Origin of the sequence: Verticiella alkaliphila (assembly GCF_018904615.1) — a bacterium.
GTDB classification, from domain to species: Bacteria; Pseudomonadota; Gammaproteobacteria; order Burkholderiales; family Burkholderiaceae_B; genus Verticiella; species Verticiella alkaliphila.
Genome location: NZ_JADCNH010000007.1, coordinates 70,768 through 96,215 on the forward strand (window position 1 = coordinate 70,768; position 25,448 = coordinate 96,215).

29 protein-coding genes and 1 tRNA gene are annotated in these 25,448 nt (G+C 62.9%); 8 read left to right on the forward strand and 22 right to left on the reverse strand.

Annotated features, from left to right (window positions below; genetic code table 11):
* Positions 1 to 19: 19 nt before the first annotated feature.
* From IMZ29_RS07240 to IMZ29_RS07250, 3 genes are read left to right on the forward strand one after another with little or no spacing between them, the layout of a single operon-like run.
* Positions 20 to 2,167, forward strand: coding sequence for a heavy metal translocating P-type ATPase (locus tag IMZ29_RS07240; protein ID WP_216182219.1), 2,148 nt, complete (start codon positions 20 to 22; stop codon positions 2,165 to 2,167).
* A complete protein-coding gene (locus tag IMZ29_RS07245) occupies positions 2,164 to 2,586 on the forward strand; it encodes a disulfide bond formation protein B (protein WP_216182222.1) in 423 nt (140 codons plus the stop codon). Before IMZ29_RS07240 ends, IMZ29_RS07245 begins: the two co-directional genes overlap by 4 nt.
* Positions 2,583 to 3,245, forward strand: coding sequence for a DsbA family protein (locus IMZ29_RS07250; RefSeq protein WP_216182225.1), 663 nt, complete (start codon positions 2,583 to 2,585; stop codon positions 3,243 to 3,245). The genes IMZ29_RS07245 and IMZ29_RS07250 overlap by 4 nt, the downstream gene beginning before the upstream one ends.
* Positions 3,246 to 3,396: 151 nt before the next feature.
* On the opposite strand, the gene IMZ29_RS07255 is transcribed toward IMZ29_RS07250, so the two are convergent.
* Together IMZ29_RS07255 and IMZ29_RS07260 are read right to left on the reverse strand one after the other, a co-directional pair.
* Positions 3,397 to 3,882 carry a hypothetical protein gene (locus IMZ29_RS07255; protein ID WP_216182228.1) on the reverse strand — a complete coding sequence of 162 codons (486 nt, stop codon included), beginning with the start codon at positions 3,880 to 3,882 and terminating at the stop codon, positions 3,397 to 3,399.
* A 106-nt stretch (positions 3,883 to 3,988) separates the two neighbouring features.
* Complete coding sequence (locus IMZ29_RS07260; protein WP_216182231.1) at positions 3,989 to 4,306, reverse strand: hypothetical protein; 318 nt, start codon at positions 4,304 to 4,306, stop codon at positions 3,989 to 3,991.
* A 493-nt stretch (positions 4,307 to 4,799) separates the two neighbouring features.
* Here IMZ29_RS07260 and IMZ29_RS07265 point away from each other — a divergent pair, with 493 nt between their 5' ends.
* A complete protein-coding gene (locus IMZ29_RS07265) occupies positions 4,800 to 5,231 on the forward strand; it encodes a LexA family protein (RefSeq protein WP_216182234.1) in 432 nt (143 codons plus the stop codon).
* Positions 5,232 to 5,243: 12 nt separating this feature from the next.
* On the forward strand, positions 5,244 to 6,536 hold the full coding sequence (locus IMZ29_RS07270) for a Y-family DNA polymerase (RefSeq protein WP_216182236.1): 1,293 nt from the start codon (positions 5,244 to 5,246) through the stop codon (positions 6,534 to 6,536).
* A 43-nt stretch (positions 6,537 to 6,579) separates the two neighbouring features.
* Here IMZ29_RS07270 and IMZ29_RS07275 read toward each other — a convergent pair whose 3' ends face one another.
* From IMZ29_RS07275 to IMZ29_RS07290, 4 genes are all read right to left on the reverse strand, one after another.
* Positions 6,580 to 7,521 carry an N-6 DNA methylase gene (locus IMZ29_RS07275; RefSeq protein WP_216182239.1) on the reverse strand — a complete coding sequence of 314 codons (942 nt, stop codon included), beginning with the start codon at positions 7,519 to 7,521 and terminating at the stop codon, positions 6,580 to 6,582.
* Between the two features lie 247 nt (positions 7,522 to 7,768).
* The gene (locus tag IMZ29_RS07280; protein WP_371820158.1) at positions 7,769 to 8,236 is read right to left on the reverse strand and encodes a JAB domain-containing protein; all 468 of its coding nucleotides are present in this window, start codon (positions 8,234 to 8,236) and stop codon (positions 7,769 to 7,771) included.
* A 767-nt stretch (positions 8,237 to 9,003) separates the two neighbouring features.
* A complete protein-coding gene (locus tag IMZ29_RS07285; protein WP_216182245.1) occupies positions 9,004 to 10,809 on the reverse strand; it encodes a retron Ec67 family RNA-directed DNA polymerase/endonuclease in 1,806 nt (601 codons plus the stop codon).
* Between the two features lie 458 nt (positions 10,810 to 11,267).
* Positions 11,268 to 11,918, reverse strand: a complete 651-nt coding sequence (locus tag IMZ29_RS07290) for a hypothetical protein (protein ID WP_216182248.1) — start codon at positions 11,916 to 11,918, stop codon at positions 11,268 to 11,270.
* 519 nt (positions 11,919 to 12,437) lie between these two features.
* Between IMZ29_RS07290 and IMZ29_RS23235 the strand changes: the two genes are divergently transcribed.
* Positions 12,438 to 12,821, forward strand: coding sequence for a helix-turn-helix domain-containing protein (locus tag IMZ29_RS23235; RefSeq protein WP_371820152.1), 384 nt, complete (start codon positions 12,438 to 12,440; stop codon positions 12,819 to 12,821).
* Between the two features lie 524 nt (positions 12,822 to 13,345).
* Entirely contained in the window at positions 13,346 to 13,594 is a 249-nt protein-coding gene (locus IMZ29_RS07300) for a helix-turn-helix domain-containing protein (protein WP_216182254.1), read from the forward strand.
* On the opposite strand, the gene IMZ29_RS07305 is transcribed toward IMZ29_RS07300, so the two are convergent.
* The 7 genes from IMZ29_RS07305 to petA all read right to left on the reverse strand — a co-directional run bounded on the left by IMZ29_RS07305 (position 13,568) and on the right by petA (position 19,048).
* Positions 13,568 to 14,551, reverse strand: coding sequence for a tyrosine-type recombinase/integrase (locus IMZ29_RS07305; protein ID WP_216182257.1), 984 nt, complete (start codon positions 14,549 to 14,551; stop codon positions 13,568 to 13,570). The genes IMZ29_RS07300 and IMZ29_RS07305 overlap by 27 nt on opposite strands.
* 139 nt (positions 14,552 to 14,690) lie before the next feature.
* Positions 14,691 to 14,766, reverse strand: a tRNA-Thr gene (locus IMZ29_RS07310).
* 78 nt (positions 14,767 to 14,844) lie between these two features.
* Positions 14,845 to 15,339 (reverse strand): ClpXP protease specificity-enhancing factor, encoded by a 495-nt coding sequence (locus IMZ29_RS07315; RefSeq protein ID WP_371820153.1) that lies wholly within the window; start codon positions 15,337 to 15,339, stop codon positions 14,845 to 14,847.
* Positions 15,336 to 15,947, reverse strand: coding sequence for a glutathione S-transferase N-terminal domain-containing protein (locus IMZ29_RS07320; RefSeq protein ID WP_216182260.1), 612 nt, complete (start codon positions 15,945 to 15,947; stop codon positions 15,336 to 15,338). The genes IMZ29_RS07315 and IMZ29_RS07320 overlap by 4 nt, the downstream gene beginning before the upstream one ends.
* Positions 15,948 to 16,041: 94 nt before the next feature.
* Positions 16,042 to 16,881: a cytochrome c1 gene (locus tag IMZ29_RS07325; RefSeq protein WP_216182261.1), complete on the reverse strand. Its 840-nt coding sequence runs from the start codon at positions 16,879 to 16,881 to the stop codon at positions 16,042 to 16,044.
* 23 nt (positions 16,882 to 16,904) lie between these two features.
* Positions 16,905 to 18,290, reverse strand: coding sequence for a cytochrome b (locus IMZ29_RS07330; protein WP_216182264.1), 1,386 nt, complete (start codon positions 18,288 to 18,290; stop codon positions 16,905 to 16,907).
* Between the two features lie 77 nt (positions 18,291 to 18,367).
* Positions 18,368 to 19,048: a ubiquinol-cytochrome c reductase iron-sulfur subunit gene (gene petA, locus IMZ29_RS07335; protein WP_216182267.1), complete on the reverse strand. Its 681-nt coding sequence runs from the start codon at positions 19,046 to 19,048 to the stop codon at positions 18,368 to 18,370.
* A gap of 215 nt (positions 19,049 to 19,263) precedes the next feature.
* On the opposite strand from petA, the gene mscL reads away from it, so the two are divergent.
* Positions 19,264 to 19,773 (forward strand): large conductance mechanosensitive channel protein MscL, encoded by a 510-nt coding sequence (gene mscL, locus IMZ29_RS07340; protein ID WP_216182270.1) that lies wholly within the window; start codon positions 19,264 to 19,266, stop codon positions 19,771 to 19,773.
* A gap of 157 nt (positions 19,774 to 19,930) precedes the next feature.
* Here mscL and IMZ29_RS07345 read toward each other — a convergent pair whose 3' ends face one another.
* The 9 genes from IMZ29_RS07345 to hisH form a co-directional block, all read right to left on the reverse strand.
* On the reverse strand, positions 19,931 to 20,707 hold the full coding sequence (locus IMZ29_RS07345) for a Nif3-like dinuclear metal center hexameric protein (RefSeq protein ID WP_216182445.1): 777 nt from the start codon (positions 20,705 to 20,707) through the stop codon (positions 19,931 to 19,933).
* Positions 20,708 to 20,729: 22 nt separating this feature from the next.
* A complete protein-coding gene (gene tatC, locus IMZ29_RS07350; protein ID WP_216182272.1) occupies positions 20,730 to 21,518 on the reverse strand; it encodes a twin-arginine translocase subunit TatC in 789 nt (262 codons plus the stop codon).
* Positions 21,515 to 22,084, reverse strand: a complete 570-nt coding sequence (gene tatB / locus IMZ29_RS07355; protein ID WP_216182275.1) for a Sec-independent protein translocase protein TatB — start codon at positions 22,082 to 22,084, stop codon at positions 21,515 to 21,517. Before tatB ends, tatC begins: the two co-directional genes overlap by 4 nt.
* Positions 22,085 to 22,118: 34 nt before the next feature.
* Positions 22,119 to 22,352 (reverse strand): Sec-independent protein translocase subunit TatA, encoded by a 234-nt coding sequence (gene tatA / locus IMZ29_RS07360; RefSeq protein ID WP_216182277.1) that lies wholly within the window; start codon positions 22,350 to 22,352, stop codon positions 22,119 to 22,121.
* Between the two features lie 80 nt (positions 22,353 to 22,432).
* A complete protein-coding gene (locus tag IMZ29_RS07365) occupies positions 22,433 to 22,789 on the reverse strand; it encodes a phosphoribosyl-ATP diphosphatase (protein ID WP_216182279.1) in 357 nt (118 codons plus the stop codon).
* A complete protein-coding gene (gene hisI, locus IMZ29_RS07370) occupies positions 22,786 to 23,196 on the reverse strand; it encodes a phosphoribosyl-AMP cyclohydrolase (RefSeq protein WP_216182281.1) in 411 nt (136 codons plus the stop codon). The genes IMZ29_RS07365 and hisI overlap by 4 nt, the downstream gene beginning before the upstream one ends.
* The gene (gene hisF, locus IMZ29_RS07375) at positions 23,193 to 24,005 is read right to left on the reverse strand and encodes an imidazole glycerol phosphate synthase subunit HisF (protein WP_216182283.1); all 813 of its coding nucleotides are present in this window, start codon (positions 24,003 to 24,005) and stop codon (positions 23,193 to 23,195) included. Before hisF ends, hisI begins: the two co-directional genes overlap by 4 nt.
* The gene (hisA, locus tag IMZ29_RS07380) at positions 24,002 to 24,748 is read right to left on the reverse strand and encodes a 1-(5-phosphoribosyl)-5-[(5-phosphoribosylamino)methylideneamino]imidazole-4-carboxamide isomerase (protein ID WP_216182285.1); all 747 of its coding nucleotides are present in this window, start codon (positions 24,746 to 24,748) and stop codon (positions 24,002 to 24,004) included. The genes hisF and hisA overlap by 4 nt, the downstream gene beginning before the upstream one ends.
* A gap of 46 nt (positions 24,749 to 24,794) precedes the next feature.
* Complete coding sequence (gene hisH, locus IMZ29_RS07385) at positions 24,795 to 25,445, reverse strand: imidazole glycerol phosphate synthase subunit HisH (protein WP_216182288.1); 651 nt, start codon at positions 25,443 to 25,445, stop codon at positions 24,795 to 24,797.
* Positions 25,446 to 25,448 lie beyond the last annotated feature (3 nt).

Consider the following 25,448-nt stretch of genomic DNA (forward strand, 5'->3'; position numbering starts at 1 on the left):
GTGATTTACCGAGATTCACATGTCCTCCATCAAAACCCTCAAACTTCGCATCGAAGGCATGGATTGCGGCAGCTGCGCCGTCAAGATCGAGAACGCGCTGAAGCGAATCCCTGGGGTGAGCGATATCCAGGTCAGCTACGCGCAGGAGAGCCTGGCCGTGTCGCTCGACGAGGATCGCAGCACGCGTCAGGCGATCGAGTCCCAGATCCGGGCGCTGGGTTTCACCCCGGTAGGCCCGGCCGATGCCGGTGGGGCTTCGGCAGCGGCGAGCGCGGAACGGCGCTCTATCTGGCTGGGCAAGAAGGCGCAACTGGTGCTGATGACGGGTCTGGTCTTCGCGGTGGCCTTCCTCGCCGCGTGGATCTGGCCGCAGGCCGAGCGCTGGCTGTACTCGGCGGCAGCGCTGGTCAGCGTGTTCCCCGTGATGCGGCGTGCCTGGGCCAGTGCGCGCACGGGCACGCCGTTCAGCATCGAGACGCTGATGTCGGTGGCTGCCCTCGGCGCGCTCGTGATCGGCGCAGCCGAAGAGGCTGCCGTCGTGATCTTCCTGTTCGCCGTGGGCGAGCTCTTGGAAACGGTGGCCGCCGGGCGCGCACGCTCGGCGATCAAGGCCTTGATGGACGTGACGCCCCGACAGGCCCTGCGTGAGCAGGACGGCCATCTGCAGACCGTGCCGGTCGAGCAATTGGCGATCGGGGACGTGGCCATCGTGCGGCCCGGGGACCGGATTCCTTCGGACGGCGTCGTTCTGGAAGGCGAGTCCGACGTCAACGAGGCGCCGATCACGGGCGAGTCGGTGCCGGTGCCCAAGGGCGGGGGCGCCACCCTCTACGCGGGCAGCATCAACGGCAACGGCGAGCTGCGCATGTCGATCTCCCGCCCGGCGTCGGACAACACGATCGCGCGCATCATCCACATGGTGGAGGAGGCGCAGGAGACCAAGGCGCCGCTCGCACGGTTCATCGACCGGTTCAGCCGCGTGTACACGCCCTTGGCCATGGTGCTGGCCCTGCTCATCGCGGTCGTGCCGCCCTTGCTGGCGGGGGCGGACTGGATGACCTGGATCTACCGGGGTCTGGCCACCCTGCTGATCGCCTGCCCGTGCGCCCTGGTCATCTCCACGCCGGCGGCGATTGCGTCCGGTCTCGCTTCTGGCGCCCGCCGAGGCCTGCTGATCAAGGGCGGCGCGGCGCTCGAGACGCTGGGCAAGGTCAAGACGGTGGCATTCGACAAGACGGGCACGCTCACGGAAGGCCGGCCGCGCGTGACCGACGTCGTCGCGCTGCTGGACGACGAGAGCGTGGTGCTGGCTCAGGCCGCGGCCGTCGAGCGCAAGACCAGCCACCCGCTGGGCGCTGCCATTGTCGAGGAAGCCCAGCGGCGCGCGTTGACGCTGCCCGACAGCTATGGGGCGGCGTTGACCCTGCCGGGCAAGGCCGTCACCGCCCGGCTGAAGTCCGGTTTCGTCACGGTGGGATCGCCACGGCATGCCGCCGAGGCCGCTACCGTGTCCGAGGACTTGCAACTCACCATCCGCACGCTGGAGGCCGCCGGCAAGACGGTAGTCGTCGTCCTGGCTGGCAAAGTCGTGGCCGGGCTCATCGCCTTGCGCGACGAGCCCAGACCGGATGCCGCCGAGGCTGTGCGGCGTCTGCACGCCATGGGCGTGGGGGCGGTCATGCTGACGGGAGACAATCAGCGCACAGGCGACGCGATTGGTCAGGCCCTCGGCGTGGCCGTGCAGGCCGAACTGCTGCCCGAGGCCAAGCTTGCCGCCATCGAGGCACTCAAGCACAAGGGCGAGGTCGCCATGGTGGGCGACGGCATCAACGATGCCCCCGCGCTGGCCACCGCGTCGGTCGGCGTGGCCATGGGCGGCGGCACGGACGTGGCGCTCGAGACTGCCGATGCCGCGCTGCTCAGGAACCGGGTGTCAGGCGTCGCCGACATCATCGACCTCTCCCGGGTGACGCTGGCCAACATCTGGCAGAACATCGCGCTGGCACTCGGGCTGAAAGCCGTGTTCCTGCTGACCACCGTGTTTGGCATCACGACGCTATGGATGGCGATTCTGGCCGATACAGGGGCCACGGTGCTCGTGACCGCCAACGCGCTGCGCCTGCTGCGTTACCGAGGCCCGCAGGCATCGCACAAGGTGGAGCCATGAGCGAGCGTGCCGCATGGTGGTGGTTGGCTGGCGGATGGGCCGTGGCGCTGATGGCTACCACTGGCGCGGTCCTCGTCGGTGAGATCCTGGGGCAGACCCCATGCTCGCTCTGCTGGTATCAACGGATCTTCATGTTTCCGCTCGTCTGGATACTCGGCGTGGCGAGCTACCGGTCGGACTTTGCCGTGTGGCGCTATGCCCTGCCGCTCGCTGTCGTCGGTGGCGGATTCGCGGTCTATCACAGCCTCCTGTACTGGCGGTGGATCGAGCCTGCCATCGTGCCCTGCTCCGCCGAGGCTTCATGCTCAGGGGCCAACATGCTGATGTTCGGCATCGTGCCGCTGCCGGGGCTGTCTGCCGCTGCCTTTCTTATCGTCGTGCTCTCCCTGACCTTCGTTCGCAGGTACACCCGCTCATGAATCGTCGTTCCCTGGTTCTGGTCGTCGGCGCCGTTGCCGTGGCCGCGCTGGCCGTTGCTGCCGTTCTCTCCTCCAGAAATGCGTCGCTCACGTCCCCGGTCGCACCGGCCGCTGCGGATGCCCGCGGCGCCGCGCAGGCACTGGTGCGCTTCCATTCACCGGTGCTGGGGCGCATGGATGCGCCGGTCACCATCGTGGAGTTCTTCGATCCGTCCTGCGAGGGGTGTCGCGCGTTCCACCCCCACGTCAAGGCGCTCCTGGAGCGCTACCCGCAGGACGTGCGCGTGGTGATGCGCTATGTGTTGTTCCACAAGGGATCGGAGGAGACGGTGCGTCTGCTGGAGGCCGCGCGTCGTCAGAATCTCTTCGCGCCGGTGCTGGACGCAATTCTCGCGGCGCAGCCGGATTGGCACGATGACCCGGCCGTCGCGGCCGCATGGGCAGCGGCCGCGCGGGCGGGTCTTAATGAGGGGCAGGCGCGCGCCATCCTGCAAGACGAAGGCATCAGCCGGGTCATCCAGGCCGATGCGGCCGACGTCGAGCAGTTCGGCATCCGCGGCACGCCGACTTTCTACATCGATGGACAGCGCCTGGATCGACTCAGCCCGGAGGCGCTGCAGAGTGCCGTCGAATCGGCGATACGGCAGGTGTCGAGGTGACTAATGTCGAACCGTTGAACGCCTGCCTGCTGCACTCCAAGTCGCGCACATTTGATAAAGGCAGACTTGGACGTCCAAGTGCACGTTCTGCTGCAAGGCAAGATGCTCGCAGCACAGGATCGGTTCGGATTCAGCAGCGGCTTCATACATGTCAACCAGTTCCATTCCTGTTTCCGCTTCGGCGCCATGTGGCTCCTTCGCCACGGCTCTCAAATGCGGCGACAAGACCGATTGATGAGTCGATTCCAACCGCTATCGCACGCCAGGTGCTGGCATCGACTCGGCTGGACACGGCCCGGACCCGCGCGGCAGGCATGCTTGCAATGTGCGATGCGTAGACCGCAATGGCGCGGGCCATCAGTCGGCCCATTGCCGGGCGGCGGACTCCCAACTGCTCAACCTCTGCAACGAGGTCGAGCGGATTGCCCTTTGTCGCGCACAGCCAGCGCACCAATTCTGCGGCTCGCCCCTGCAGCCCCTCCTCGGCCTGCGCCAGCTCGTCAGGTGTGGCGGACAGAAGGCGCCGGCAGTAAGCCGCCATGGAATGACGCAGCCAGGTCGTGATGGCAACTGGAGAGGCCCCAGGGACGGCCCGAACGGTTTCCAGCACCGCAGCAAATGAAACGTAACTTTGCATTTATCGCTCTCTTGGATCCCTGCGATTCATGGGCGCCGAAACTCGAGAATTGATCCAGGCACAGCGCCTGCCGATGCCCCGCACGCGAGGCACGAGCCGTGCACTGTCAATCAAGCGCTTCTGTGGAATCGCCTCGCGCGAGAACGGCAGCAAAGTTCTCGGACTCGATCGCATACCCTCTCTTCCATTCGCGGGCCAGCTCGGTCACATCAGCGAAGAGTGGCGGCATGCGAGACCGGCCAAGTTGAAAGTCACGCATCCCTTTATCGCCGGCTGCATTCAGGGCTGCATCGACGCCATTCCAATCGCCAGCCATGTGCGCGATCGCGTAGCGGCAGCGTGTGTCGAGTCCACGCACGGTGGTCTGTTTCAGGCATTCGGACGTAGATCCATGAAGGGGGGAACGTGAGTTGTGGGTATGCATGTGAAGTCTCCGCTTTCGGTTGAGGGGGCGTTCGTCCGTGAGTCCAATCGGGGGGTAGGACCCCAGGGAACGGGCGGAGATGCGGAGCGTGCAAGGGGGAAGCTTTGTAACGGTCGGCCTGCCGGCCGTTATGAATGCCCCCTTGCACGCTCTGCGCGCCCGTTCACGTTCCGACCCATACCCCCGATGGACGGCATCACGGACGGACGCCACCGACGCGGCAGCTTCGGCATGCAGACATACTGAGCGGCCCGCGCGAGCGGGAGCCGCTCGATACGGCGCCGCAGGCGCCCAGCCGGCCGCAACGCGGCCCGCAAGCGCAGCGCGCAGCGACTGGCGCTCGGCGCCGGGCGCGAAGGCGTGAGGGATGGAAGCCCCGGCAGAGCCGGGGGCGAGACTCGCGACAGCGAGGCTCGACGCGCAGCGCGAGAGCCCGGTCCCATAGGGACACGCCCATTCTTGATGTTCAGAAATCCTGCGGTACACTGGATGAATGTACAGCTATCAGCCTATCGCCGTCACCGTGCCTGAGCGCAGCGTATTCCTGCGTCTGGTCGGCGACGTGCGCGCCGGATTTCCGTCGCCGGCGGCTGATTTCGCACAAGAGCGCATTGACTTAATCAAACAACTGGTCGTGCATCCGCAGGCCACATTTTTGATGCGCGTGCGGGGCGACTCGATGCGTGAGCTAGGCATCGATGACGGTGACGTAGTGGTCGTCGACAGAGCGATCCGTCCGCGGCATGCGCACATCGTGGTTGCCATCGTAGATGGCGAGTTCACCTGCAAGCGGTTATTCCAACGGCAGGGTCGTATCAAGCTCCAGGCCGGCAATCCCACGTATCCCGATATCGTCCCGCGTGACGGCCAGACGCTCGAAGTGTGGGGCGTTGTCACGTCGTGCATTAAGCAGTTCCCAGCTTGACCCAAGGCCACCATGTACGCGCTTCTGGACGGCAATAATTTCTACGTCGCAGCCGAGGTCGCATTTCGCCCGTCGCTCGCGGGCAAACCGGTTGTTGTCCTGTCCAACAACGATGGTTGCGTGATTTCCCGTTCGAATGAAGCCCGTGCGCTCGGCATCAAAATGGGCGCGCCCTGGTTCAGGGTGAGTCACCTGGCTGACTCGGCCGGATTGGTAGCGCTTTCAGCCAATTTTGCCCTGTACGGAGACATCAGCGACCGCATGATGTCGCTTGCCGCAGGCTTGGGCCCTACGCAGGAGATCTACTCGATCGACGAGTGTTTCATCGGTCTTGACGGCATGCGAGGCGATTTGGTCGAGCGCGCACGCAAGATCCGAGGGCGCATCTTGCAATGGATCGGCGTGCCCTGCTGCATCGGGATCGCACCGACGAAGACTCTGGCCAAACTCTCGAACCACGTTGCGAAGCGAGCTGAACGCAAGCCAGGCAGCTACCCTGCTCACCTGTCCCAAGTCTGCAACTTGGGAGCGATGCCCAAAAGTGATGTCGACGAGCTCATGCAGGCCACGGCAGTCGGCGAAGTCTGGGGCGTAGGAAGCCGCATCGGAGCCCAGCTCCAGCTAGCCGGCGTCCAGACAGTGCACGACCTGGTGCGGTACGACACGGGCACGCTCAGATCGCGCTGGGGTGTTGTGCTCGAACGGACTCAGCGCGAGCTGCAAGGCGTACCGTGCATCGAGCTCGATGAAAGCCCTGCGCCGCGCAAAGAAATCGCGAGCACGCGTAGCTTCGGGCGGCCCATCACGTCGATCGAGCCGCTCATCGAAGCCGTGACGGCGTTTGCCACGACGGCAGCTGTGAAGCTGCGCGGCCAAGCCAGTGTGGCCAGCCAGGTCCTGGTCTTTGCACGGACCAGCCCTTTCCGAGAAGGTCCCCGCTTCTCGCGCAGTTGCGTCGTGCCGGTACGGCCAACGCGTGACACGCGGCACCTGGTGGCCGCAGCGATCGCCGGCGTGCGAAAGATATATGCGCCCGGCTATGCGCTAGCAAAAGCGGGCGTGATGCTGCTGGACCTGCAGCCCGACGACCTCGTCCAGGGCGAGCTCGGCCTGGACGAGCCGCACGAGGATCAGACGCAGCTGATGACCGCCCTGGACGCTATCAACCAGCGCTATGGTCGCGGGGCGATCGGCATTGCGAGTGCAGGACCTGCGGGTGCGACCAAACACTGGCAAATGCGCCAGGAGCGCAAGACCCCTGCGTACACGACCAATTGGGCAGAGCTACCCATCGTGCGCGCGTGAGGCGACATACGCCGTTAGGCGCCCGGATGGGGCGCCTAACGGCTTAGAAGAGCATCATCTGCCCTGCCCTCGCTGGCTCGACCAGGACGGCTTCCGGCTGAGCAGGCACCGCAGCTACGGCAGGTGCAGGACCAGCCTCCTTGCGTGTCTGGATGTCAGTGCTCGAGATCACATCAAGCATCTGGTCAGCCATGCGGCGCAACCGCAGGCGTTCGCTCCAGCCGTTGGCAATGTGCGCCACCGTGTACCAGTGATCCCATTCGGCCAATGTCAGCGCATTGCCGTGGACCACCACAGCCGGGATACCCAGCAGCGTGAACTGGATGTAAGCCATGTGCACGCAACGCAAGTCGACGTCGATCGCCGACACGTGCATGCAATCCCAGTAATCAACGCCGACATCGCGGATGGCCTGCGCCGCGGCCACTACCATGCCACCGGCGCCGACAGCCGGCTCGTGCACCCGTACGAAGCCCCGCTGCGCGACCGTGGCCGCCAGATCCTCGCGGCTGCCCATGATCATGCCGGCCATCAGCCGCGAAACGCAGTACGGGGTGAAGAACTGCCCCGTTTCCGCGTTGCCCAGGTCCAGCATCATGTAGGTTGCGCCGAGCACGTCGGCAAAATCACCGTGTTCCACCAAGGTCTGGAACTCGAGCTGCAGGTGCGCGAATGCCTGCACAAGCAGATCGAGCTCGTCGCGCTCATACCTACCCACAACTTCGAGATATCGCGTCTCTCGCGCTTCAGCGCGCGACAAGTCGAGCTTGGCCAGGGCGATCGCGCAGATCTCGATCCAATCGCGCCAGACGCGATCGACACCGAAGCGCCGCGCCACGCGCTGGATGATCTTCACGATCTCCTGCTGATGGTTGCTCGAATTTTGGATGTGACGACGCTGCTGTGCTTTGCTTGCCATGTGTATCTCCGGTTGCCAGGGCGGGAATGCCCGGAACCCGAGATCACGGCGCAGCGCAGCGCTCAAGTGGCGTAGCTGGCGAAGGCCACAAGTGCCGCTCGCGGCGGCACGCAGCACTTGAACGCGAGAACGCCGTGACACAATGACCGGGCAGCAGGACCGCCCAACAGTGCTACGGCTTTCATGGGTGCGGCTCAAGATCACCTGCCTTCGTTGAGCGGAGTGGAGCGAAGGCAGAGCGAGCACGCCGGCGCTGCCGGCGTGATGCGTGCCGGGAACCCCGGCACGCGGCGGCCGCAGCCGCCCGTATGGCCTACATCAAGCCCAGCTGCGCCATGGACGTAACAGCGTGACCAGCCACGATCAGATGGTCGAGCACGCGCACACCAACGAGATCCAAGGCAGTTACGAGCTGACGCGTGGTCGCGATGTCTGCCTTGCTCGCTTCCGATGAACGGCTCGGATGGTTGTGCGCCAGAATCACTGCCGCGGCGTTGTGCAGCAGCGCCAGCTTGACCATCTCTCTCGGATGCACTGTGGCCTGATTGATCGTGCCGGCAAACGGCTCAGCATAGGCAATGAGGCCATGCTGGCTGTCCAGGAGGAGCATGGCGAAGACTTCCCGCTCAAGGCCAGCCAGCTTGACCTGGACGAAGGTCTTGGCCTCGGCCGGGCTCATCATCTTCGTGCGCGGCGTCAGGGTCTCGATGATGTCGCGCGCGACGCACAGCACGTCGTGATCAGAGGCGGCCCGGAACTGGCCGTTGGACTCAGCGACCATCAACGGACGGCGTACTGGCGAGGGAGTGCTCTCGGAGATGATTGCGCTCGCGAAATCGAGAGAAAACTGCGACATGGGTAGCTCCTGATGCAGGCTGGATTGCCTGCAACGTGAGCACCGCGCCACAGCGCAGGGCTCAAGTGGCGAAGCCGGCCGCTAGGCCGCAAGCGCCAAGGGGCGCGCAGCACTTGAACCCGAGAATGGCGCGGTACGATAGGATGCAGCAGTCAGCCCCCACCCTTGGTGGTCTCCCAGACCACGCCCAAAGGGCGCCATCTACTTATCGGCACTAGGCGCGCCGACGTGCGGCCCCGCCGCCTTCTAGCCTCGGCGAATGGGACTACTCGTGCGCCACGCTCCTATGGTCGAGTCAGCACACGATGTGGTGCCGAAGGCTGAGGTGTTGGCGAGCCGTCAGGTCTGATGCTCAAGACGGCCGGAGGTAAAGGGTTCGCCAACGCCGAAAAGCTCAGCACGTCCAATGCGCACAGCGATACAGCTGCCACCTTCTAACCCTGAAGCGACGTCTCGTCGCGCGGGCCGCATGTATCGTGCAGTGGGTGAGGAGAGGAGTCGTAGACTGTCGAGGTACAGCCGCGTTAGCAGGGTGCATGTCTGCCTGCGCAAAAGCCGGGACAGAGACACCCGAAACCGGCAATGCAGCGAGAGAGGGGGACAAAGACTCGGCTGGTGTGTATTGGAAGCCTTTTTTGACGCCATAGAACCTATTGCATTCGTTCCGGAGTCTAGACTGCCATCCAGCGACCCTAGGTAATAGCGGCCGGAGCGACCTCTTCAGTCCTGCTCTCCCGATGCATCGTCACCGCATCGCTTAGGGACGCAAGCAGCGGCCGAAATCGATCAAAGTTAATGTGTGCCGCGTGTTTCGCGACTATCTGATGAGCGAACACAGCCTTTGAGTACGTAAGACTCCGGTCCGCTTTGTCGTCTGGGTCGAACGATTTGCCGTCCACAAGTCGAGCGGTATCTTCTGTCTTGAAAAGGCTCTCAATGCACGATTCGTCCGCGCCCAACAGTGGAGTGGCAGTCAAGTAAAGATTCGCACTGACCCGAGTGAGTGGCCTGCTCTTATTAAATACCACCCCGAGCTTCTTGGCGGGGCCATACACCTCTCTCCCAGCGGCATCATTATCCACGATAACGGGATGCTGCTGACCGCCCGCTTTGAACCTCTGAACTTCGGCACCGTAAGTGGCGACAAATTTTTTCAGATCCGCCGTCCCACCCCGGATCCTGGTTAGGCGACGGGTACTGTTGCGCGGATAACGATAGAAACGGATTTTGAACTTTATCTCTTCATCACCGGTGCGATAGGCGAGCTCAGGAAAATCATCGACCAACGCGCGTATGGCATGAACCAAGTAAACGTAGTCGGTGGAGCCCTCGCAAATCACCAGCGGCAAAGGTGTGGCATAGAACTCAGTGAAATACAGAAATTTTCTATAGGTCTCTTCGTTTCTCGTAAGATCCACCAAGTCAGACGCCGGCGTGATCGGGGGTTCACCTTTGGATTCACGTGCCAAATTCAAGTTGAATAGATCTACGCGGTCGATAAATGCGAGCATTCCCCTGAGCTGGGCTGGTGTTCCTGCCACCTGTGTGCTTTGTCCGGCCTCGCCTATGCCCGAAATGTAGAACTCGCCCTTGGTTATGAGACGATGCACCCTCGCCCTTACTTCTCTCCGATACTCAGAGGGAACATTCACAACGCGATTCACAACAAGTCCGGTCACTTCCTGCCGCGAATGACGATACTGCATTCTCGTCTTCCTAGAATTCAGTTTGAATCCGCTTCGCGATATAACGTCAACTAGTTCTTTACTTGCTTCCCATCTGTTTGAATCCCGGTCAACTTGATGCGCAATAGCGCTCGGAAACTCTTCCTGGTTGGTGGAAAAGGTCAAGTCGTCGGCATACCGGGTGTAGGAGCACCCGACTTGCGTTGCTAAACGTGATAAATGAATGTCAAGTATGCTGGCTACGAGGTTCGCGATTACTGGTGATGACGGGCTACCCTGTGGCAACTTGCTTTTGAAGCAAGCGATCTGAGCGATAACCAGTGCAGCAATTGGCTTGAGCTGGAAGTTTCGATTATTTTCAAAATAGCCACGTACCCTTCCAAAATGAATGGAGTCAAAAAAATCAGCCAGATCGATGTTGAACACCCACCTTCTTTTTCTGTGCACGCGAGCGTTTGTAATAATACTTAGTCCCGGCTCAAAGCCGTGGGACAGAACCCCACGCCTTTGCCCTGGCAATCGCGGCGACTCCACGCTTCGAATTTCCCGAACGCAATTTGCAAGCAGTGCTGCAAGCTTTCTTTGCAAAGCTTTAGTCGCATCATCAGGGGCGCTAATGGTGCGATGCCCTCCATTCTTCTTGGGTATGGCGAACTGAGTGTATCGAGATTCCTCTTTCAGCCCATGGAGAGCATATGTCAGTTTAGAGGACTCATATCCCAATAGAGCAGCCATTTCGCGCCTTGTGTCAGCATTGCGCAAGGCGATTAACTGTGACATATAAAGTACGGCCTGATAATCAAGTGGCCCCACAAACACTCATTGGCTTGATGAGCATACATCAGCTGTACGATAACCAGTTAGCCGACATGGAGCATACCCGGAAACATTTCGTTCACTTGCCGCGAAACACGACAAAAAAATCTGTTTGCGGGGCCAAGAGCTTTTTAACACAAAAATTACATGTTGATCCAAAAATTGAGCCGGTGCTGTCCCACGCCCCGTCAGTTACAGGCCGCCCGCCCGTGCTTGCGCCTTAACACTGTCTCGGCGCGCTGCTTGGCACGCTAAGAATCTTGCTCACGGTGCTGCTGCAAAGCCATCCCTGCAAGTCATACCCCGAAGCAGGCCAAGGACTTGACAACGTGTAGCCATTGGAGGGAGCTAAGCGTGCCGCTCGAGTCGCCCCGTTCTGATGTGGTCGGCACGACTGCGTATGGGTACGCCTTCAGCCAAAGGACGAACGCACAAACCGCATGCGTGAGCCGTGTTCAGCCAAAGAGTCCAGGAGAAATTTGCACGAGTTGAGGAAGCTCAGCCCGATAAATAGGCGCCCAACCCTTGATGTCCTCCTCCGCGCGTGAGTGAGATGCGAGTCCCAGATAATAGTTTTTTTCCTCAATTCGCACGAAGACTATCCATTCACCAGTAAGCTTCTGGTTTTTCGCACGCCATTCGAGAGGCCGAGTCACGCGGTCTTCAACGTAGAGGGCAATGCTCTCTTCGGAAATATGCTCCGCAAAGTGGGCACGAGCAAGGCCCTCCTGCGCTGCCTTGCTCATCGAAAGCGCATTTGCCGCTATCACGCTTGGATGTCCAAAAAAGAAGTGTTTGTGCCACAGCCCGGACAGAGGCCCATTTAATACAAAGCTGCTCTCGGGCTTAGTGAGAGAGGGACCACCTGAACCTTCCATTGCCGCGATCTCGCGAACGATACTCTTTGGGTTCAAGCCCAACACGGATTCGTGAAAACGCAACTGCAATGCGATCGCCCTACTACATCTTTGGTACGCAATGCCTTCCAATCCAATCTGACGCATGTACTTGGCCAATTCTGCGCACGTCACTTCGGCACCTGAAAATGATTCCCTGAAGACAAATTGAAATTTTGATGGCACGAGCGCCGTTCCCTTGCAGTGCATTTAGCCCTCCACCCGCCACGTTAAACATTAGGTCAAAGGTTACGACACCGCACCACGCATGCTCGACCTGAGAAGCAGACCTCGAACTGCCCGACTGATACACATCACGACGTCCAAGGCGTTGCGTAGTATCTGCCCGCTCCGCTCGAACGATTTCGGTAGAGCGAACTGAGCGCAGGCGGCGGACGTCAACTCCGTGCTCAGTCTGTGCCCCGAGAGCTCGGTGGCAGCTGACAGGCCCGTGTGGTCATGTGGGGCAGACTGGGGAGTTGTGGGCAGGGCTGTGGACAGCGCAGGGGGCACGCGCCAGCCTGTCCCCGCGGTGTCCATAGAGCTATCCACAACCGCGCGCAGCGCGCCAGGGGGTCGGCGCAGCCGAGCTCCACATGTCCATGCGGGCGGGGTGAAAGAAGGGCCTAGTTCACGTGAGACGCCAACGCCAAGTTCCGAGAAAGAACAGACAAATTTGTAACTCTGCGGGTATTATCATCTGCCTCCAACCCTATCTCTTCCTCACCCATGGAATCAGTGGCAGCACGACTTGTCAGAGCTCGACAGGACGCTCGGCTGACGCAAGTCGAGCTTGCACGAAGTGTAGGGGTCGCGCAGAGCGTTGTCTCAAGGATCGAAGCAGGCGACACACAGCGCTCGAAGTATTTGATCCCGATCGCACAGACTCTTGGCGTCTCTCCGGAGTGGCTCGCCCAGGGTGTGGGCCCAGCGCGACATGCCACGGCAGCAGAGATTCGCCGATACGAGTGTGCGGGCGCTGAGACGAGACTGATTATTCAGGCTCTACTAAGCATCGAGCATGGTCTACCCATGCCGGCAGAAGCCCCCGCGTCCTTACGCCCTCTTCTCGAGGCTGCGCGCCTCATGGTCCGACAAACACCCAGGGTCTAGCGACACAGTTTTTGCGCCGGCCGCAACTCGCGACGTATCGTTGCGTTTTAACACTCGTTGACACGAAATAAGCGTCATGACATATTTCGGCCTGTGCGATTGCAAAATTGCCCGTCTTTAACAACTTATGATCGATGAATACCATTCCGCTGCGCTCGCGCAGACGTTTGAGTGGCCACCTGTAACGCGCCGGGGTGGGAGTAAAACTGGCGAAATCTCTTCGTGAGAGCTTCCTGCGTGCGGGTGTGTGAACACCGTGTGTGCGCAGGCTCACGTAGAGGGACGGCTACAGCCGCGCCCCGGTGGATTCATGCCGCAAGCATGACCCCAAGCTATCGATGGCGACGTAATCGAAAGCGAAGTCGTCCGGCCCAACCGGAACGTGCCGTGCAAACCGGCCCCTCGCGAACAGCATCGTGGCATCTTGCTGTCGCGAGGGCACATCCTCGAGCCGCCAGCAACGGCAGCTGGAGAATGTGCCCCGTCAACACAGATCCTGGACCAAGCATAGAGATGAGTTGGAAATGATTGAAGCCGTCACCATGCCCCGAACCGAATTGCAGCAGTTGCTTGTTGAAGCAGCGCGGCTAGGCGCAAATCATGCTTTCGACGAGCTGACCACCTATCATCTCCGTGACGCTTGCAAACGCTTAGGGGTGAGCTACAACACGCTCGCAAAACGCATTAAAGAGGGCAAGATCCGGCCCGTTGACGGCCGTATCAGTGGCAGGGAGATCCGAAGATACCTATCCCAGCATGTCGGCGACAGCTGATGGGCTGGGGTTGTAGTAGGTAAGCGCCTGTTTGGTGTTTGACCAACCAAACACCTTGCAGAGGGTGAGCACGTCCACCTTCTTGCACAGCATGGTGGCCGCTGTGTGTCGGGAATCATGAAAGGTGAACCCGGATAATCCCGCCTGCGCGCGGTACTTTCGGAAGAGAGAGTCCAGGCTAGCCGCCGTCAAGTTGAACACCGACACCTCGTGCCAGCCCTGCATCTGAACGATGATACGCTGCGCCCTGCTGGACAGGGGAACATCCCGTCGCTTGCCGTTCTTCGTCATGGGCAAACGCACATGGCGTTCGTGGATGTTCGACCAGTGGAGGTTGCACAGCTCGCCCGCTCGCATGCCCGTGCGCAATGCCAGTAAGAAGCACAAGCCGACGGCCTGCTTTTTCGACGAGACGCGCTCAGCCCAGCGATAATCCAGTTCTCGCAGTATCCGGCGTACCTCGTGCCAATGGATCACGCGCTCACGATGCGGCACGGTGGGCGGTTTCTTGATGTCCCGGCACGGATTGTCCTTAATCCAGCGCCATTCCAGCTTGGCCACCTGGAATACCGCAGACAAAAGCGTCAACTCACGCAGCACAGACCCCGGCTTGACCTTGCCGATGCGGTAGTCGCGGAACACGGCAATATGTGTGGCATCCACCTGAGAGAAAGGCACGTCTAACGGCAGCGGATAGTGCTCGAACGCCTGAAGGCGAATCTGCTCCCAACGCGTACCGCGACGCTTCGGAGCCTCTTCCTGCGAGAATTTTCGCAAAGCGTCCCTAAGGGTGTGGAGATTGCCAGCGGGCTTCGAGGCCTTGTTGCGGATCTCTAGTTCGCGGAGGGCAGCCCACTCAACAGCTTCTCGCCTGGTCGCGAACACTTGGCTGTCGCGCACTCCAAGAGACTTCACCTGTGCGCGGTACCCTTTGCTGGTTTTTTGGATGCTTGCCATCGGAGGCTGGCATGGGGCCAAAATGGGGCCGCTGGCTGCGAATCTTAGTTATTCGGCACTCAACGAGCTCAACATGACCTTTGTATGCCGTTGATTTTGAACGTTTTTGATTCTATACGATCAACGGATTTCAATACTGTGGTGCCGGTGAAAGGAATCGAACCCTCGACCTTCTCATTACAAGTGAGCTGCTCTACCAACTGAGCTACACCGGCACGGTAGACCGCGGCGTGGCGCGGCGGTCTGAAGACGCCCCGGCGGGGAGCCGGGGGCGCTATTCTACTTGATGACTTTCAGGCGCGGGCGGCTGCCGCCGTTGTCGCTCCCAGACGGCGACGGATCGTCGTCGTCCGGGGCGTCGGCGCCCGTGTCGGGCACGGCGGCCAGCACGGGGCGATCCTCCGCAGCCGGTGCGCTGGGCGCCTCCTCTGCGGGGCAGCCTCGGCGTGCGCGGGCGGCGGCGATGCCACGTCGGCGTCGGACGGCTCGAACGCCATGCCCTGCCCGGTCTCGCGGGCATAGATGGCGCGCACCGCCGTGATCGGCACAGAGATCTGGCGGCTCACACCGCCGAATCGCGCCTGGAATTCCACGTAGTCGTTCCCCAACTGCAGCTTGTGGGTGGCGAGCGTACCGACGTTGAGCGTGATCATCCCATCGCGCACGTGCTCGCGGGGAACGACGGTGTGCTCGTCGACAGCGACCGACAGGTACGGTGTGTAGCCGTTGTCGGTGCACCACTCGTGCAAGGCGCGGATGAGGTAGGGCTTGGTGGAAGTTTCCGTCACTTGCGCATGACCTTCTCGGACGGCGTGAGCGCCTCGATGTAGGCCGGACGCGCGAAGATGCGCTCGGCGTACTTCTGCAGCGGCGCGGCGCTGCGCGGCAGCTCGATGCCGTAGTGATCCAGGCGCCACAGGAGCGGGGCCAGGGCCACGTCGAGCATGGAGAACTCCTCGCCCAGCATGAACTTGTTCTTCAGGAACATGGGGGCGATCTGCGCGAGGCGATCACGAATGTTCTGGCGCGCGTTCTCGAGCGCCTTGGCGTCGCTCTGGGCGGCGCGGGATTCGAGCGTGCTCACGTGCACGAAGAGCTCTTTCTCGAAGTTGTAGAGAAAGAGACGCGTACGACCGCGCATCACCGGATCCGCGGGCATGAGCTGCGGGTGCGGGAAGCGTTCGTCGATGTATTCGTTGATGATGTTGGATTCGTACAACACCAGGTCGCGCTCGGTCAGGATGGGCACCTGGCCGTACGGGTTCATGACCGAGATGTCCTCGGGCTTGTTGTAGAGATCGACGTCGCGAATCTCGAAGTCCATGCCCTTTTCGAACAGCACGAAGCGGCAGCGCTGCGAGTAGGGGCAAGTGGTGCCTGAGTAGAGGACCATCATGGCGAGCGTTCCAAATTCAAACAGTGGATCATAAGCGAAAGGCCAGCGCCGCGCGAGGGCGCGGCGCTGGCCGGGGCGGTACGGACGACGAAAACTACTTCACGTCGCGCCAGTACACCGCATTCAGGCGCCAGGCGATCAGCAGGAAAAGGCCGAGGTAGAACAACACCCACATGCCGATGCGCTTGCGATCCTGCTGGACGGGTTCCCCCATCCAGGTCATGAAGGCGGCGAGATCGGCCATCTGGCTGTCGAAGGCGCGAGCCTTGGCCGGATCCAGCGCCTTGAAGGCGACGTCGGTGCCGCCGTGGGCAACCACGCCCGTGGCCGGCGCCTTCTGCGTGGTGACGTAGCCGTCCTTGTCGTAGGTGGTGACCACGCGCTCCCAGCTGCCATCGGCCGTACGGTGCGTCAGCGTCTTGGTGAGCTCGCGCGCACCTTGTTGCTCCCACATCACGTGCGGCATGGCCACGCTCGGGTACAGCAGATTGTCCCAGCCCGTGAGCTTGGACGCATCCCGATAGAACGAGCGCATGTAAGTGTAGATGTAGTCACCTCCGGGCGGGCCGGCGTTGACCGACTTCGCACGGGCGATCACCGACAGATCCGGCGGCGCCGTGCCGAACCACGCCTTGGCGTCGCGCGGGGACATGGCGATGCGCATCATGTCGTTGACCGTTTCACCCGAGAACAGCAGGTTGTTGGTGATCTGCTCGTCGGACAGCCCGATCTGGCGCAGATCGCTGTAGCGCACGCTGGTGGCCGAGTGACAGTTCAGACAGTAGTTGACGAAGATCTTCGCGCCATTCTGCAGGGCGGCAAGATCGTTCAACCGGTACGGGGCGCGCTCCAGCGGCACACCGCCTTCGGCGGCGTGCACGGCAGGTGCCAACATCGACATCAGCAGCGCGAGAGCTCCAAGCAGCTTCTTCATCTTGATATCCGTATTCCGTCGACTCAATGGGGCTTGAAGGTGACGCGATCCGGCACCGGCTTGAACGTGCCGAGCCCGCTCCACCAGGGCATCAGCAGGAAGAAGCCGAGATAGATCAGCGTGCCACCTTGCGCCATGAGGTTGTACACGGGGCTCGGCGGCTGCGTACCCAGGAAGCCCAGGATCAGGAAGTTGATGATGAAGATCGCATACAGCCACTTGTGCCAGCCCGGACGATAGCGGATCGACTTGACCGGCGAGACGTCCAGCCAGGGCAGGAAGAAGAGGATGACGACGGCGCCACCCATGGCGGCCACGCCCCAGAACTTGGCGTCGATGACGCGCAGCAGCACGGCGAGGACGATGAGCACCGCCGGCACGACCAGGCGCAGGATGCCGCGCAGCCCGCCCTTGAGGAACAGCATGATCGCGCCCAGCACCGCCAGACCGGCCAGCACCCAGGCAAACTCGTTGGTGATGGCACGCAGCATCGAGTAGAACGGCGTGAAATACCACACCGGGGCGATGTGCGCCGGCGTCTTCAACGGATCGGCCGGCACGAAGTTGTTGTATTCCAGGAAGTAGCCGCCCATCTCCGGCGCGAAGAAGACGATCGCGAAGAAGACGATGAGGAACACGGCCGTGCCCAGGATGTCGTGCACCGTGTAGTACGGATGGAACGGCACGCCATCCAGCGGGATGCCGCGCGAATCCTTGTACTTCTTGATCTCGACGCCGTCCGGGTTGTTCGAGCCGACTTCGTGCAGCGCCACGATGTGCGCCACGACCAGGCCGATCAGCACCAGCGGGATCGCGATCACGTGGAACGCGAAGAAGCGGTTCAGCGTGGCGTCCGACACGACGTAGTCGCCACGGATCCAGATGGCCAGATCAGGCCCGATGAGCGGGATGGCCGCGAACAGGTTCACGATCACCTGGGCGCCCCAGTAGGACATCTGGCCCCACGGCAGCAGGTAGCCGAAGAAGGCTTCGGCCATCAGGCACAGGAAGATCGCCACGCCGAAGATCCAGACCAGCTCGCGCGGCTTGCGATACGAGCCGTAGAACAGGCCGCGCAGCATGTGCAAGTACACGACGACGAAGAACATCGACGCGCCGGTCGAGTGCATGTAGCGGATGAGCCAGCCGCCCGGCACCTCGCGCATGATGTACTCGACCGATTGGAAGGCACGTTCCGCGTCAGGCTTGTAGTGCATGACCAGGAAGATGCCAGTGACGATCTGGATCACCAGCACCAGCAGTGCGAGCGAACCGAAGATGTACCAGAAGTTGAAATTCTTGGGTGCGTAGTACTCAGAGACATGCGCCTTGAAAGTCGACGTGAGCGGAAAGCGCGCGTCGACCCATCCGAGCAGGCCCGTCGTCTCGATCTTTTTCTCGCCAGCCATGACAGCGGCTCCTTTTGCGTGGCGGTTGATTCGAATGCAGCGCAGGCGGGCGTCCCGAGGGCCGCCCTTGCCTGGGCTCAGGCCTTGTTGTCTTCGTCGACACCCACGATGATGCGGGTGTCGGACACGAACTCGTAGGGCGGAACCTCGAGATTGTCGGGTGCAGGCTTGTTGCGATAGACCCGACCGGCCAGATCGAATGTCGAACCGTGGCAGGGGCAGAAGAAGCCGCCGGGCCAATCGGCCGGCAGGCCCGGCCCGGGCTGGGCGGCGAGTACGGCAGTGGGCGCACAGCCCAGGTGCGTACAGATGCCGACCGCGACGAGGTACTCAGGCTTGCGCGAGCGGTACTCGTTCTTGGCGTAGGCTGGCGTGAAACCGGGACGATCGGAATTCGGATCAGCCACCAGGTTGTCGGTGGCCTTCAGGGATTCGAGCATCTGCGGGGAACGATGCAGGATCCACACCGGGCGACCGCGCCATTCGACGGTGCGCATCTCGCCCACGGGGATCGACCCGATATCCACTTCGACGGGGGCACCGGCAGCGCGCGCGCGACCCGAAGGTGCGAAGGAGCCTACCAGGGGCACGGCAACGCCGGCGCCCACGAGACCACCGGCTGCACAGGCTGTGCCCACCCAGAAACGACGCTCCGGATCCATCGGCCGCTTGTTCTGCGGACCCAACGGGTTCTCGGGAGTGTCCGATGTGCCGTCTCCGTCTTGTCTACCACCCAGCGTGATTGAATTCTGACTCATCTCCACCATCCCTTGTTCAATGCCCCTTTTTAGACGCATTGCAACTTTCGAGTATAACGCAGCGACACATACAGACACTAACCCAGGGGAACCCTTGGTCTCGCCCAAACCACACGCTGGCACTAACATTGCGAACGGCCCGGCGCGGTAGAGATAGCCGCGCGTTCCGCAAGCCCCTGTAGGCAAATCGCAACCCCACTCATAGAGGAGTCCCCATGTCAGGGATCTTGAAGGAATTCCAGAAATTCGCCGTCAAGGGCAACGTGATGGATCTGGCCGTCGGCGTGATCATCGGCGGGGCCTTCGGCCGCATCGTGGATTCCATGGTGCGCGACGTGATCATGCCGGTGATCAACGTCATCCTGGGTGGCTCGGTCGATTTCAGCAACAAGTTCATCGTGTTGCGAGCGCCCGAGGGCTACACCGGCCCCATGACCTACGCCGATCTGAACGCCGCGGGCGCCATTCTCTTTGCCTGGGGCAACTTTCTCACCATCCTGCTGAATTTCATCATCCTCGCCTTCGTGGTGTTCATGATGGTGAAGGCGCTGAACAAGGCGCGTGCACGTTTCGAACACGAAGAGCAGGCCGCCCCCGCCGCGCCCAAGGCGCCGCCGGAGGACATCGTGTTGCTGCGTGAGATCCGCGACGCCCTGGCGGGCCGTCCGGTGTCGGCCGTCGTGCCGCCGCCCGCCACGCCTCCCACGGTGCCACCTGCTCCCTGACGGCGGAACGGCTGATGCCCGGGATGCCGCTCGCTGCGGCAAGTCCGGGTGTCACGCAGGAAAACTATTGAGGGCTGGCGCATGCCGCGCCAATGGCAGAGCGGGCGACCCGCCCCGCTCTGCGAAAGGTCAGCCCTGCCCTGGCTGAAAGCCGCGATCAGACCGGATTGTCGATGTCGATGAAGGTGACGCGCACGCCGAATTGCTCGGCAACGGCGTCGCCCAGGGCGCGAACGCCATAGCGCTCGGTGGCGTGATGGCCCGCGCCGACGAAACCGCATCCGGTTTCACGGGCGAGATGGGCGGTGGGCTCGGACGCCTCTCCGGTAATGTACACGGTGGCGCCGGCATCGACGGCTTCCTGCATCATGCCTTGCGCCGCCCCCGTGCACCAGGCGATGCTGCCTAGGCGCAGGCCGGGATCGCCGATAACGAGGGGCGGGCGGTCCAGCCGGCTCTCCACGCGCTCGGCCAGATCGCCCAGCGTGACGAGGCCAGGCGCGGAGCCCAGCCAGATGAGTCCATCCACGCCGGCCGTACGCGGCAGCGCGCCGCCCTCACCCGGCGCCGCGTCGGGCAGCAGCCCCAGCACACGCGCCAGCTGGGCGTTGTTCCCCCACACCGGATGGGCATCCAGCGGCAGGTGATAGGCGAGCAGATTCAGATCGGCGGCCAGGGCCAGCCCGAGGCGGCGTCGGCGCGTGCCGATGACGCGCGGATCCTCGTTGCGCCAGAACCAGCCGTGGTGCACCAGGACCGTGTCGGCACCGGCCTTGATAGCAGCCTCGAGCAGTGCGGCACTGGCCGTCACGCCCGTGACGATGTGACGGATCTCCTGGCGGCCCTCGACTTGGAGGCCGTTCGGGCAGTAGTCCTTGAAGCGGGCGACGCGCAGCGCCTCCGCCAGCCAGGCGACCAGCGCATCGCGCGCCACGCCGGGTCCGGCGTCGATGGGATCAGGCGTCCTTGCCAGCTTCGTCACGTTCGTCTGCTCCTCGCCTGACCATACTGGCGGCGATGATGATCCCGACTTCGTACAGGAGGCACAACGGCACGGCCAGCATGAACTGGCTCACCACGTCCGGCGGCGTGAAGATGGCCGCGATGACGAAGGCCACGACCACGACGTAACCGCGCGCCGCGCGCAGCTTGGCAACCGTGACGATTCCGGTCTTCACGAGCAACACGACGACCACGGGCACCTCGAAGGTGATGCCGAAGGCGAGGAACATCGTCAGCACGAAATTCAGATAGGCCTCGATGTCAGGCGCCGGCGTGATTGACTGCGGCGCGAACGAGGCGATGAAATGAAAGACCGTGCGAAAGACGACGAAATAACAGAACGCCATGCCCGCCATGAAGAGCAAGGTGCTCGACAGGATGAGTGGCAGCGCCAGACGCTTCTCGTGCTGATAGAGACCTGGCGCGACGAACGCCCAGGCCTGGTAGAGCACGACGGGCAACGCGATCACGAACGCCGCCATCAGGGTGATCTTGACGGGCACCATGAAGGGCGTGATCACGCCAGTGGCGATCATACGCGTGCCGGCAGGCAGCGTGGCCAGCATGGGCTGGGCCAGCACGTCGTAGATATAGGAAGCCCCGGGATAGGCGAACAGGACGATGAATACGCCGAGCACTGCGGCCACGGCTTTCACCAGCCGCTGGCGCAACTCCACCAGATGCGAGACGAACGTTTCTTCGCGCTCTTCGGGTTGCTTGTCGTTGTCGGGAATGGCACTCATGGCTTCGGCGTCGCGGCGGGGGTCGAGTCAGCGCCGGCAGGTGCCGGCACGACGGGGGCCGCCGGGGCGGAATCAGAGGCAGGTGCGGCGACCTGCGTTGCCGCCTGTGCGGCCCGCTGTGCCGGATCGGACTGGCCGAGATCGGCGGCGGCCGCTGCACTGGCCAGCGCGTCGTCCGCGGTGGTCATGGCAGCGCCTTCGGGCACAGGCGGCGCCGTGTCGGCTTCGGGCGCCACGCTCACACCCGCCACGGGACGGGCAGCGTCATCGGCTTGTGGCTTGATGGCGCGCGCGGCGTCGTCGAATTCACCCTGGATGTCGTCCGTGTGCTTGCGTATCGAGGTGTTCACCTCGCGCGCAGCCTCGTCCATCTGCGCACGCAGGTTGCGCAACTCCTCGAGCTCCATTTCGCGATTGATGTCGCGCTTGACGTCGCTCACATAGCGCTGAAGACGGCCGACCAGATGCCCGACGGTGCGGGCAACCTTGGGCAGCTTCTCGGGGCCGAGCACCACGAGGGCGACCGAACCGATGACGAGGAGCTCCGTGAAACTGATATCGAACATGCAAGCCTACCGGCAGCGGGCGGTCAGGCCCGGATCACGTATTGCTGCCGTTCTTCTCACGGGCCTGGACATCGATCGTGTCGTCGTTCACGCGCTTGGCGTCGACCTGCTTGGCGGCAGCCTGTTCGTCGCCGTCCTTCATGCCCGCCTTGAAGCCCTTGACGGCGCCGCCCAGGTCTTCACCCATGTTGCGCAGCTTCTTGGTGCCGAAAATGAGCGCCACGATGACCAGAACGACCAGCCAGTGCCAGATACTGAAAGAACCCATGTGATGCTCCGTAATGTGCAAGTGCCAGCCAGGGGGCTACGCACCATTCTAACCAAGTCGGGGGAGAAGGCGAGGACGAATCAGTCCTTGCCGCGAGCGGCTTTTTCGGCCAATCCTGACAGGCCTTCCCGGCGAGCGAGCTCGTCCAGGACATCCTGGGGGCGCAGATCGTAATGAGCCAGCATGACGAGGGTGTGAAACCACAGGTCGGCCGTCTCGTAGACGATCTTCTGGCGGTCGGCATCCTTGGCGGCCAGCACGACTTCGGTCGCCTCTTCGCCCACCTTCTTCAGGATGGCGTCCGGACCCTTGGTCAGCAGCTTGGCCACGTAGGAGGCCGTGGGATCGCCGCCGCGACGCGGGTCGCGCGACGCGATGGTCTCGGCCACGCGGGCCAGGACGTCGCCCGCGCTGGCGCGGGAATCAGAGTCGCTCATCGGTAGATGGCCTTGGGATCTTTGAGCACGGGATCGGTCACGACCCAGTCGGCCTCGCCACCCTCGCCCTGCAGTTCGCGGAAGAAACAGCTCTCGCGGCCGGTGTGGCAGGCGATGCCACCGTCCTGCTCGATCTCGAGCAGGACGACGTCGCCGTCGCAATCGAGCCGCATCGCCCGCACGTGCTGGCGGTGACCGGATTCCTCGCCCTTCTTCCAGAGCCGGTTGCGCGAGCGCGACCAGTAGGTGGCAAAGCCCGTGTCGCGCGTGAGCGCGAGCGATTCGCGGTTCATGAAGGCGAACATCAGGATGCGGCCCGTGGCGGCATCCTGGGCGATGGCGGGCACGAGCCCGTTGTCGTCGTAGACAACGGCGTCGAGCCAGCCGGCGGTCAGGTCGCCGCTCATGCTGTTTCCAGCGTGCGCGTCGGGATGCCTTGTGCGGCCATGAAGGCCTTGGCTTCGCTGACGGTGTGCTGGCCGTAGTGAAAGATGCTCGCGGCGAGCACGGCGCTCGCATGGCCTTCACGGATGCCGTCGGCCAGATGCTGCAGATTGCCCACGCCGCCGGAGGCGATCACAGGAATCGACACCGCATCGGACACGGCGCGCGTGAGTGCCAGATCGAAGCCGGACTTGGTGCCGTCGCGATCCATGCTGGTGAGCAGGATCTCGCCCGCGCCCAGCTTGGCCATGCGCTGCACCCACGACACCACTTCCAGGCCCGTGGCGTTGCGCCCGCCATGGGTGAAGACTTCCCAGCGGTCCGGCTCGCCCGCGGCCGAGACGCGCTTGGCGTCCACGGCCACCACGATGCACTGCGAGCCGTAGTAGCCCGCGGCCTCTTCGACGAGAGCGGGATTCGTGACGGCTGACGTATTGATCGAGACCTTGTCCGCGCCGGCGTTGAGCAGACGGCGGATGTCGCCCACCTGGCGCACGCCGCCGCCCACGGTGAGCGGAATGAAGACCTGCTCGGCCACGCGTTCGATCACGGGCAGGATGAGGTCGCGCTCGTCGCTGGAGGCGGTGATGTCGAGGAAGGTGAGTTCGTCGGCGCCATGCTCGTTGTAGCGGCGTGCGATCTCGACCGGGTCGCCCGCATCCATCAGGCTGACGAAGTTCACGCCCTTGACGACCCGCCCGGCATGCACGTCCAGGCAGGGAATGATGCGGCAGGTGAGCTCAGACGCCACGACCGGACGATCGACGCTCATTCGCGCTCCATCAGCTCGTCGGCACGGGCCTGCGCCTCGGCGAAATCCAGCGTGCCTTCGTAGATGCTGCGCCCGAGGATGGCGCCTTCGACGCCTTCGTCGTAGACGGCACAGAGCTGCTCGACGTCGACCATGCTCGCGATGCCGCCCGAGGCGTACACCGGGATGCGCACGGCCTGGGCCAGACGCACGGTGGCTTCGACGTTCACACCCGAGAGCATGCCGTCACGGCCGATGTCGGTGTAGATGATGGCTTCGCAGCCGTAGTCCTCGAACTTGCGGGCGAGATCGACCACGTCGTGACGGGTGAGCTTGCTCCAGCCGTCCGTGGCGACCTTGCCGTCACGGGCGTCCAGGCCGACGATGATGCTGCCCGGGAAGGCGCTGCACGCGTCGTGCAGGAAACCCGGGTTCTTCACCGCGGCCGTGCCGATGATGACGTACGAGATGCCACCGTCGAGATATCGCTCGATGGTGTCCAGATCGCGGATGCCACCGCCGATCTGCACGGGGATCTCGCTGCCAACGGCTTTGATGATGGAACGAATCGGCGCTTCGTTGAGGGGCTTGCCGGCGACGGCACCGTTCAGGTCGACCAGGTGCAGACGGCGGGCGCCGGCGTCGAGCCAGCGCGTGGCCATGGCCGCGGGATCTTCGGAGAATACGGTGGCATCGTCCAGATCGCCTTGGCGCAGGCGCACGCAGCGCCCGTCTTTGAGATCGATGGCGGGGATGAGCAGCATGACGGAAAACGGTTCAGGTCAGGGTGATGGCCTGGGATGGCCAAGGTCAGGGGTTCCAGTGCACGAAGTTGCGATAGAGCCTGAGCCCTGCCTCGGCGCTTTTTTCGGGATGGAACTGAGTAGCAAAGATGTTATCCGCAGCGATGGCACTCGTAAAGTCGATGCCATATCGCGTGGTGCCGGCGACGATGTCTTCGCTCGCGGGTGCCACGTGATAACTGTGGACGAAATAGAAGTAGGCGCCGTCGCTCACGCCCTCCCACAGGGGGTGCGGATTGGCCTGGTGCACGCGATTCCAGCCCATGTGCGGCACCTTGAGTTCGCCCGGCTGGCCTTGGGCGCCGGTGCGGAAAGCCTCGCCCTTGAAGCGCGGCACGCCGCCTGCCATCAAGCCCAGGCCGCCCACGTCCGGGGCCTCCTCGCTGGTCTCGAAGAGCATCTGCATGCCCACGCACACGCCGAGCATCGGCTTGCTGCGCGCGGCCGCAAGCACGGCTTCGATGAGGCCCGCCTCACCGAGCTGGCGCATGCAGTCGCGCATGGCGCCCTGCCCGGGCAGCACGACGCGATCGGCGGCAGCGATTTCCGGCGGCGTGGCGCTCACGCGCACATCGGCCTCTGGCGCCGCGAACTGCAGCGCTCTCACGACCGAGCGCAGGTTGCCCGCGCCGGTATCCACGACTGCGATGCTGGCCATGGT

Bases quoted from the DNA above. Each gene is read 5' to 3' on its own strand.
- IMZ29_RS07240 (WP_216182219.1), top strand. From the start codon at position 20: ATGTCCTCCATCAAAACCCTCAAACTTCGCATCGAAGGCATGGATTGC.
- IMZ29_RS07245 (WP_216182222.1), top strand. From the start codon at position 2,164: ATGAGCGAGCGTGCCGCATGGTGGTGGTTGGCTGGCGGATGGGCCGTG.
- IMZ29_RS07250 (WP_216182225.1), top strand. From the start codon at position 2,583: ATGAATCGTCGTTCCCTGGTTCTGGTCGTCGGCGCCGTTGCCGTGGCC.
- IMZ29_RS07255 (WP_216182228.1), bottom strand. From the start codon at position 3,882: ATGCAAAGTTACGTTTCATTTGCTGCGGTGCTGGAAACCGTTCGGGCC.
- IMZ29_RS07260 (WP_216182231.1), bottom strand. From the start codon at position 4,306: ATGCATACCCACAACTCACGTTCCCCCCTTCATGGATCTACGTCCGAA.
- IMZ29_RS07265 (WP_216182234.1), top strand. From the start codon at position 4,800: ATGTACAGCTATCAGCCTATCGCCGTCACCGTGCCTGAGCGCAGCGTA.
- IMZ29_RS07270 (WP_216182236.1), top strand. From the start codon at position 5,244: ATGTACGCGCTTCTGGACGGCAATAATTTCTACGTCGCAGCCGAGGTC.
- IMZ29_RS07280 (WP_371820158.1), bottom strand. From the start codon at position 8,236: ATGGTCGCTGAGTCCAACGGCCAGTTCCGGGCCGCCTCTGATCACGAC.
- IMZ29_RS07290 (WP_216182248.1), bottom strand. From the start codon at position 11,918: ATGCACTGCAAGGGAACGGCGCTCGTGCCATCAAAATTTCAATTTGTC.
- IMZ29_RS23235 (WP_371820152.1), top strand. From the start codon at position 12,438: ATGGAATCAGTGGCAGCACGACTTGTCAGAGCTCGACAGGACGCTCGG.
- IMZ29_RS07300 (WP_216182254.1), top strand. From the start codon at position 13,346: ATGATTGAAGCCGTCACCATGCCCCGAACCGAATTGCAGCAGTTGCTT.
- IMZ29_RS07305 (WP_216182257.1), bottom strand. From the start codon at position 14,551: ATGGCAAGCATCCAAAAAACCAGCAAAGGGTACCGCGCACAGGTGAAG.
- IMZ29_RS07320 (WP_216182260.1), bottom strand. From the start codon at position 15,947: ATGATGGTCCTCTACTCAGGCACCACTTGCCCCTACTCGCAGCGCTGC.
- IMZ29_RS07325 (WP_216182261.1), bottom strand. From the start codon at position 16,881: ATGAAGAAGCTGCTTGGAGCTCTCGCGCTGCTGATGTCGATGTTGGCA.
- IMZ29_RS07330 (WP_216182264.1), bottom strand. From the start codon at position 18,290: ATGGCTGGCGAGAAAAAGATCGAGACGACGGGCCTGCTCGGATGGGTC.
- petA (WP_216182267.1), bottom strand. From the start codon at position 19,048: ATGAGTCAGAATTCAATCACGCTGGGTGGTAGACAAGACGGAGACGGC.
- mscL (WP_216182270.1), top strand. From the start codon at position 19,264: ATGTCAGGGATCTTGAAGGAATTCCAGAAATTCGCCGTCAAGGGCAAC.
- tatC (WP_216182272.1), bottom strand. From the start codon at position 21,518: ATGAGTGCCATTCCCGACAACGACAAGCAACCCGAAGAGCGCGAAGAA.
- tatB (WP_216182275.1), bottom strand. From the start codon at position 22,084: ATGTTCGATATCAGTTTCACGGAGCTCCTCGTCATCGGTTCGGTCGCC.
- tatA (WP_216182277.1), bottom strand. From the start codon at position 22,352: ATGGGTTCTTTCAGTATCTGGCACTGGCTGGTCGTTCTGGTCATCGTG.
- IMZ29_RS07365 (WP_216182279.1), bottom strand. From the start codon at position 22,789: ATGAGCGACTCTGATTCCCGCGCCAGCGCGGGCGACGTCCTGGCCCGC.
- hisI (WP_216182281.1), bottom strand. From the start codon at position 23,196: ATGAGCGGCGACCTGACCGCCGGCTGGCTCGACGCCGTTGTCTACGAC.
- hisF (WP_216182283.1), bottom strand. From the start codon at position 24,005: ATGAGCGTCGATCGTCCGGTCGTGGCGTCTGAGCTCACCTGCCGCATC.
- hisA (WP_216182285.1), bottom strand. From the start codon at position 24,748: ATGCTGCTCATCCCCGCCATCGATCTCAAAGACGGGCGCTGCGTGCGC.
- hisH (WP_216182288.1), bottom strand. From the start codon at position 25,445: ATGGCCAGCATCGCAGTCGTGGATACCGGCGCGGGCAACCTGCGCTCG.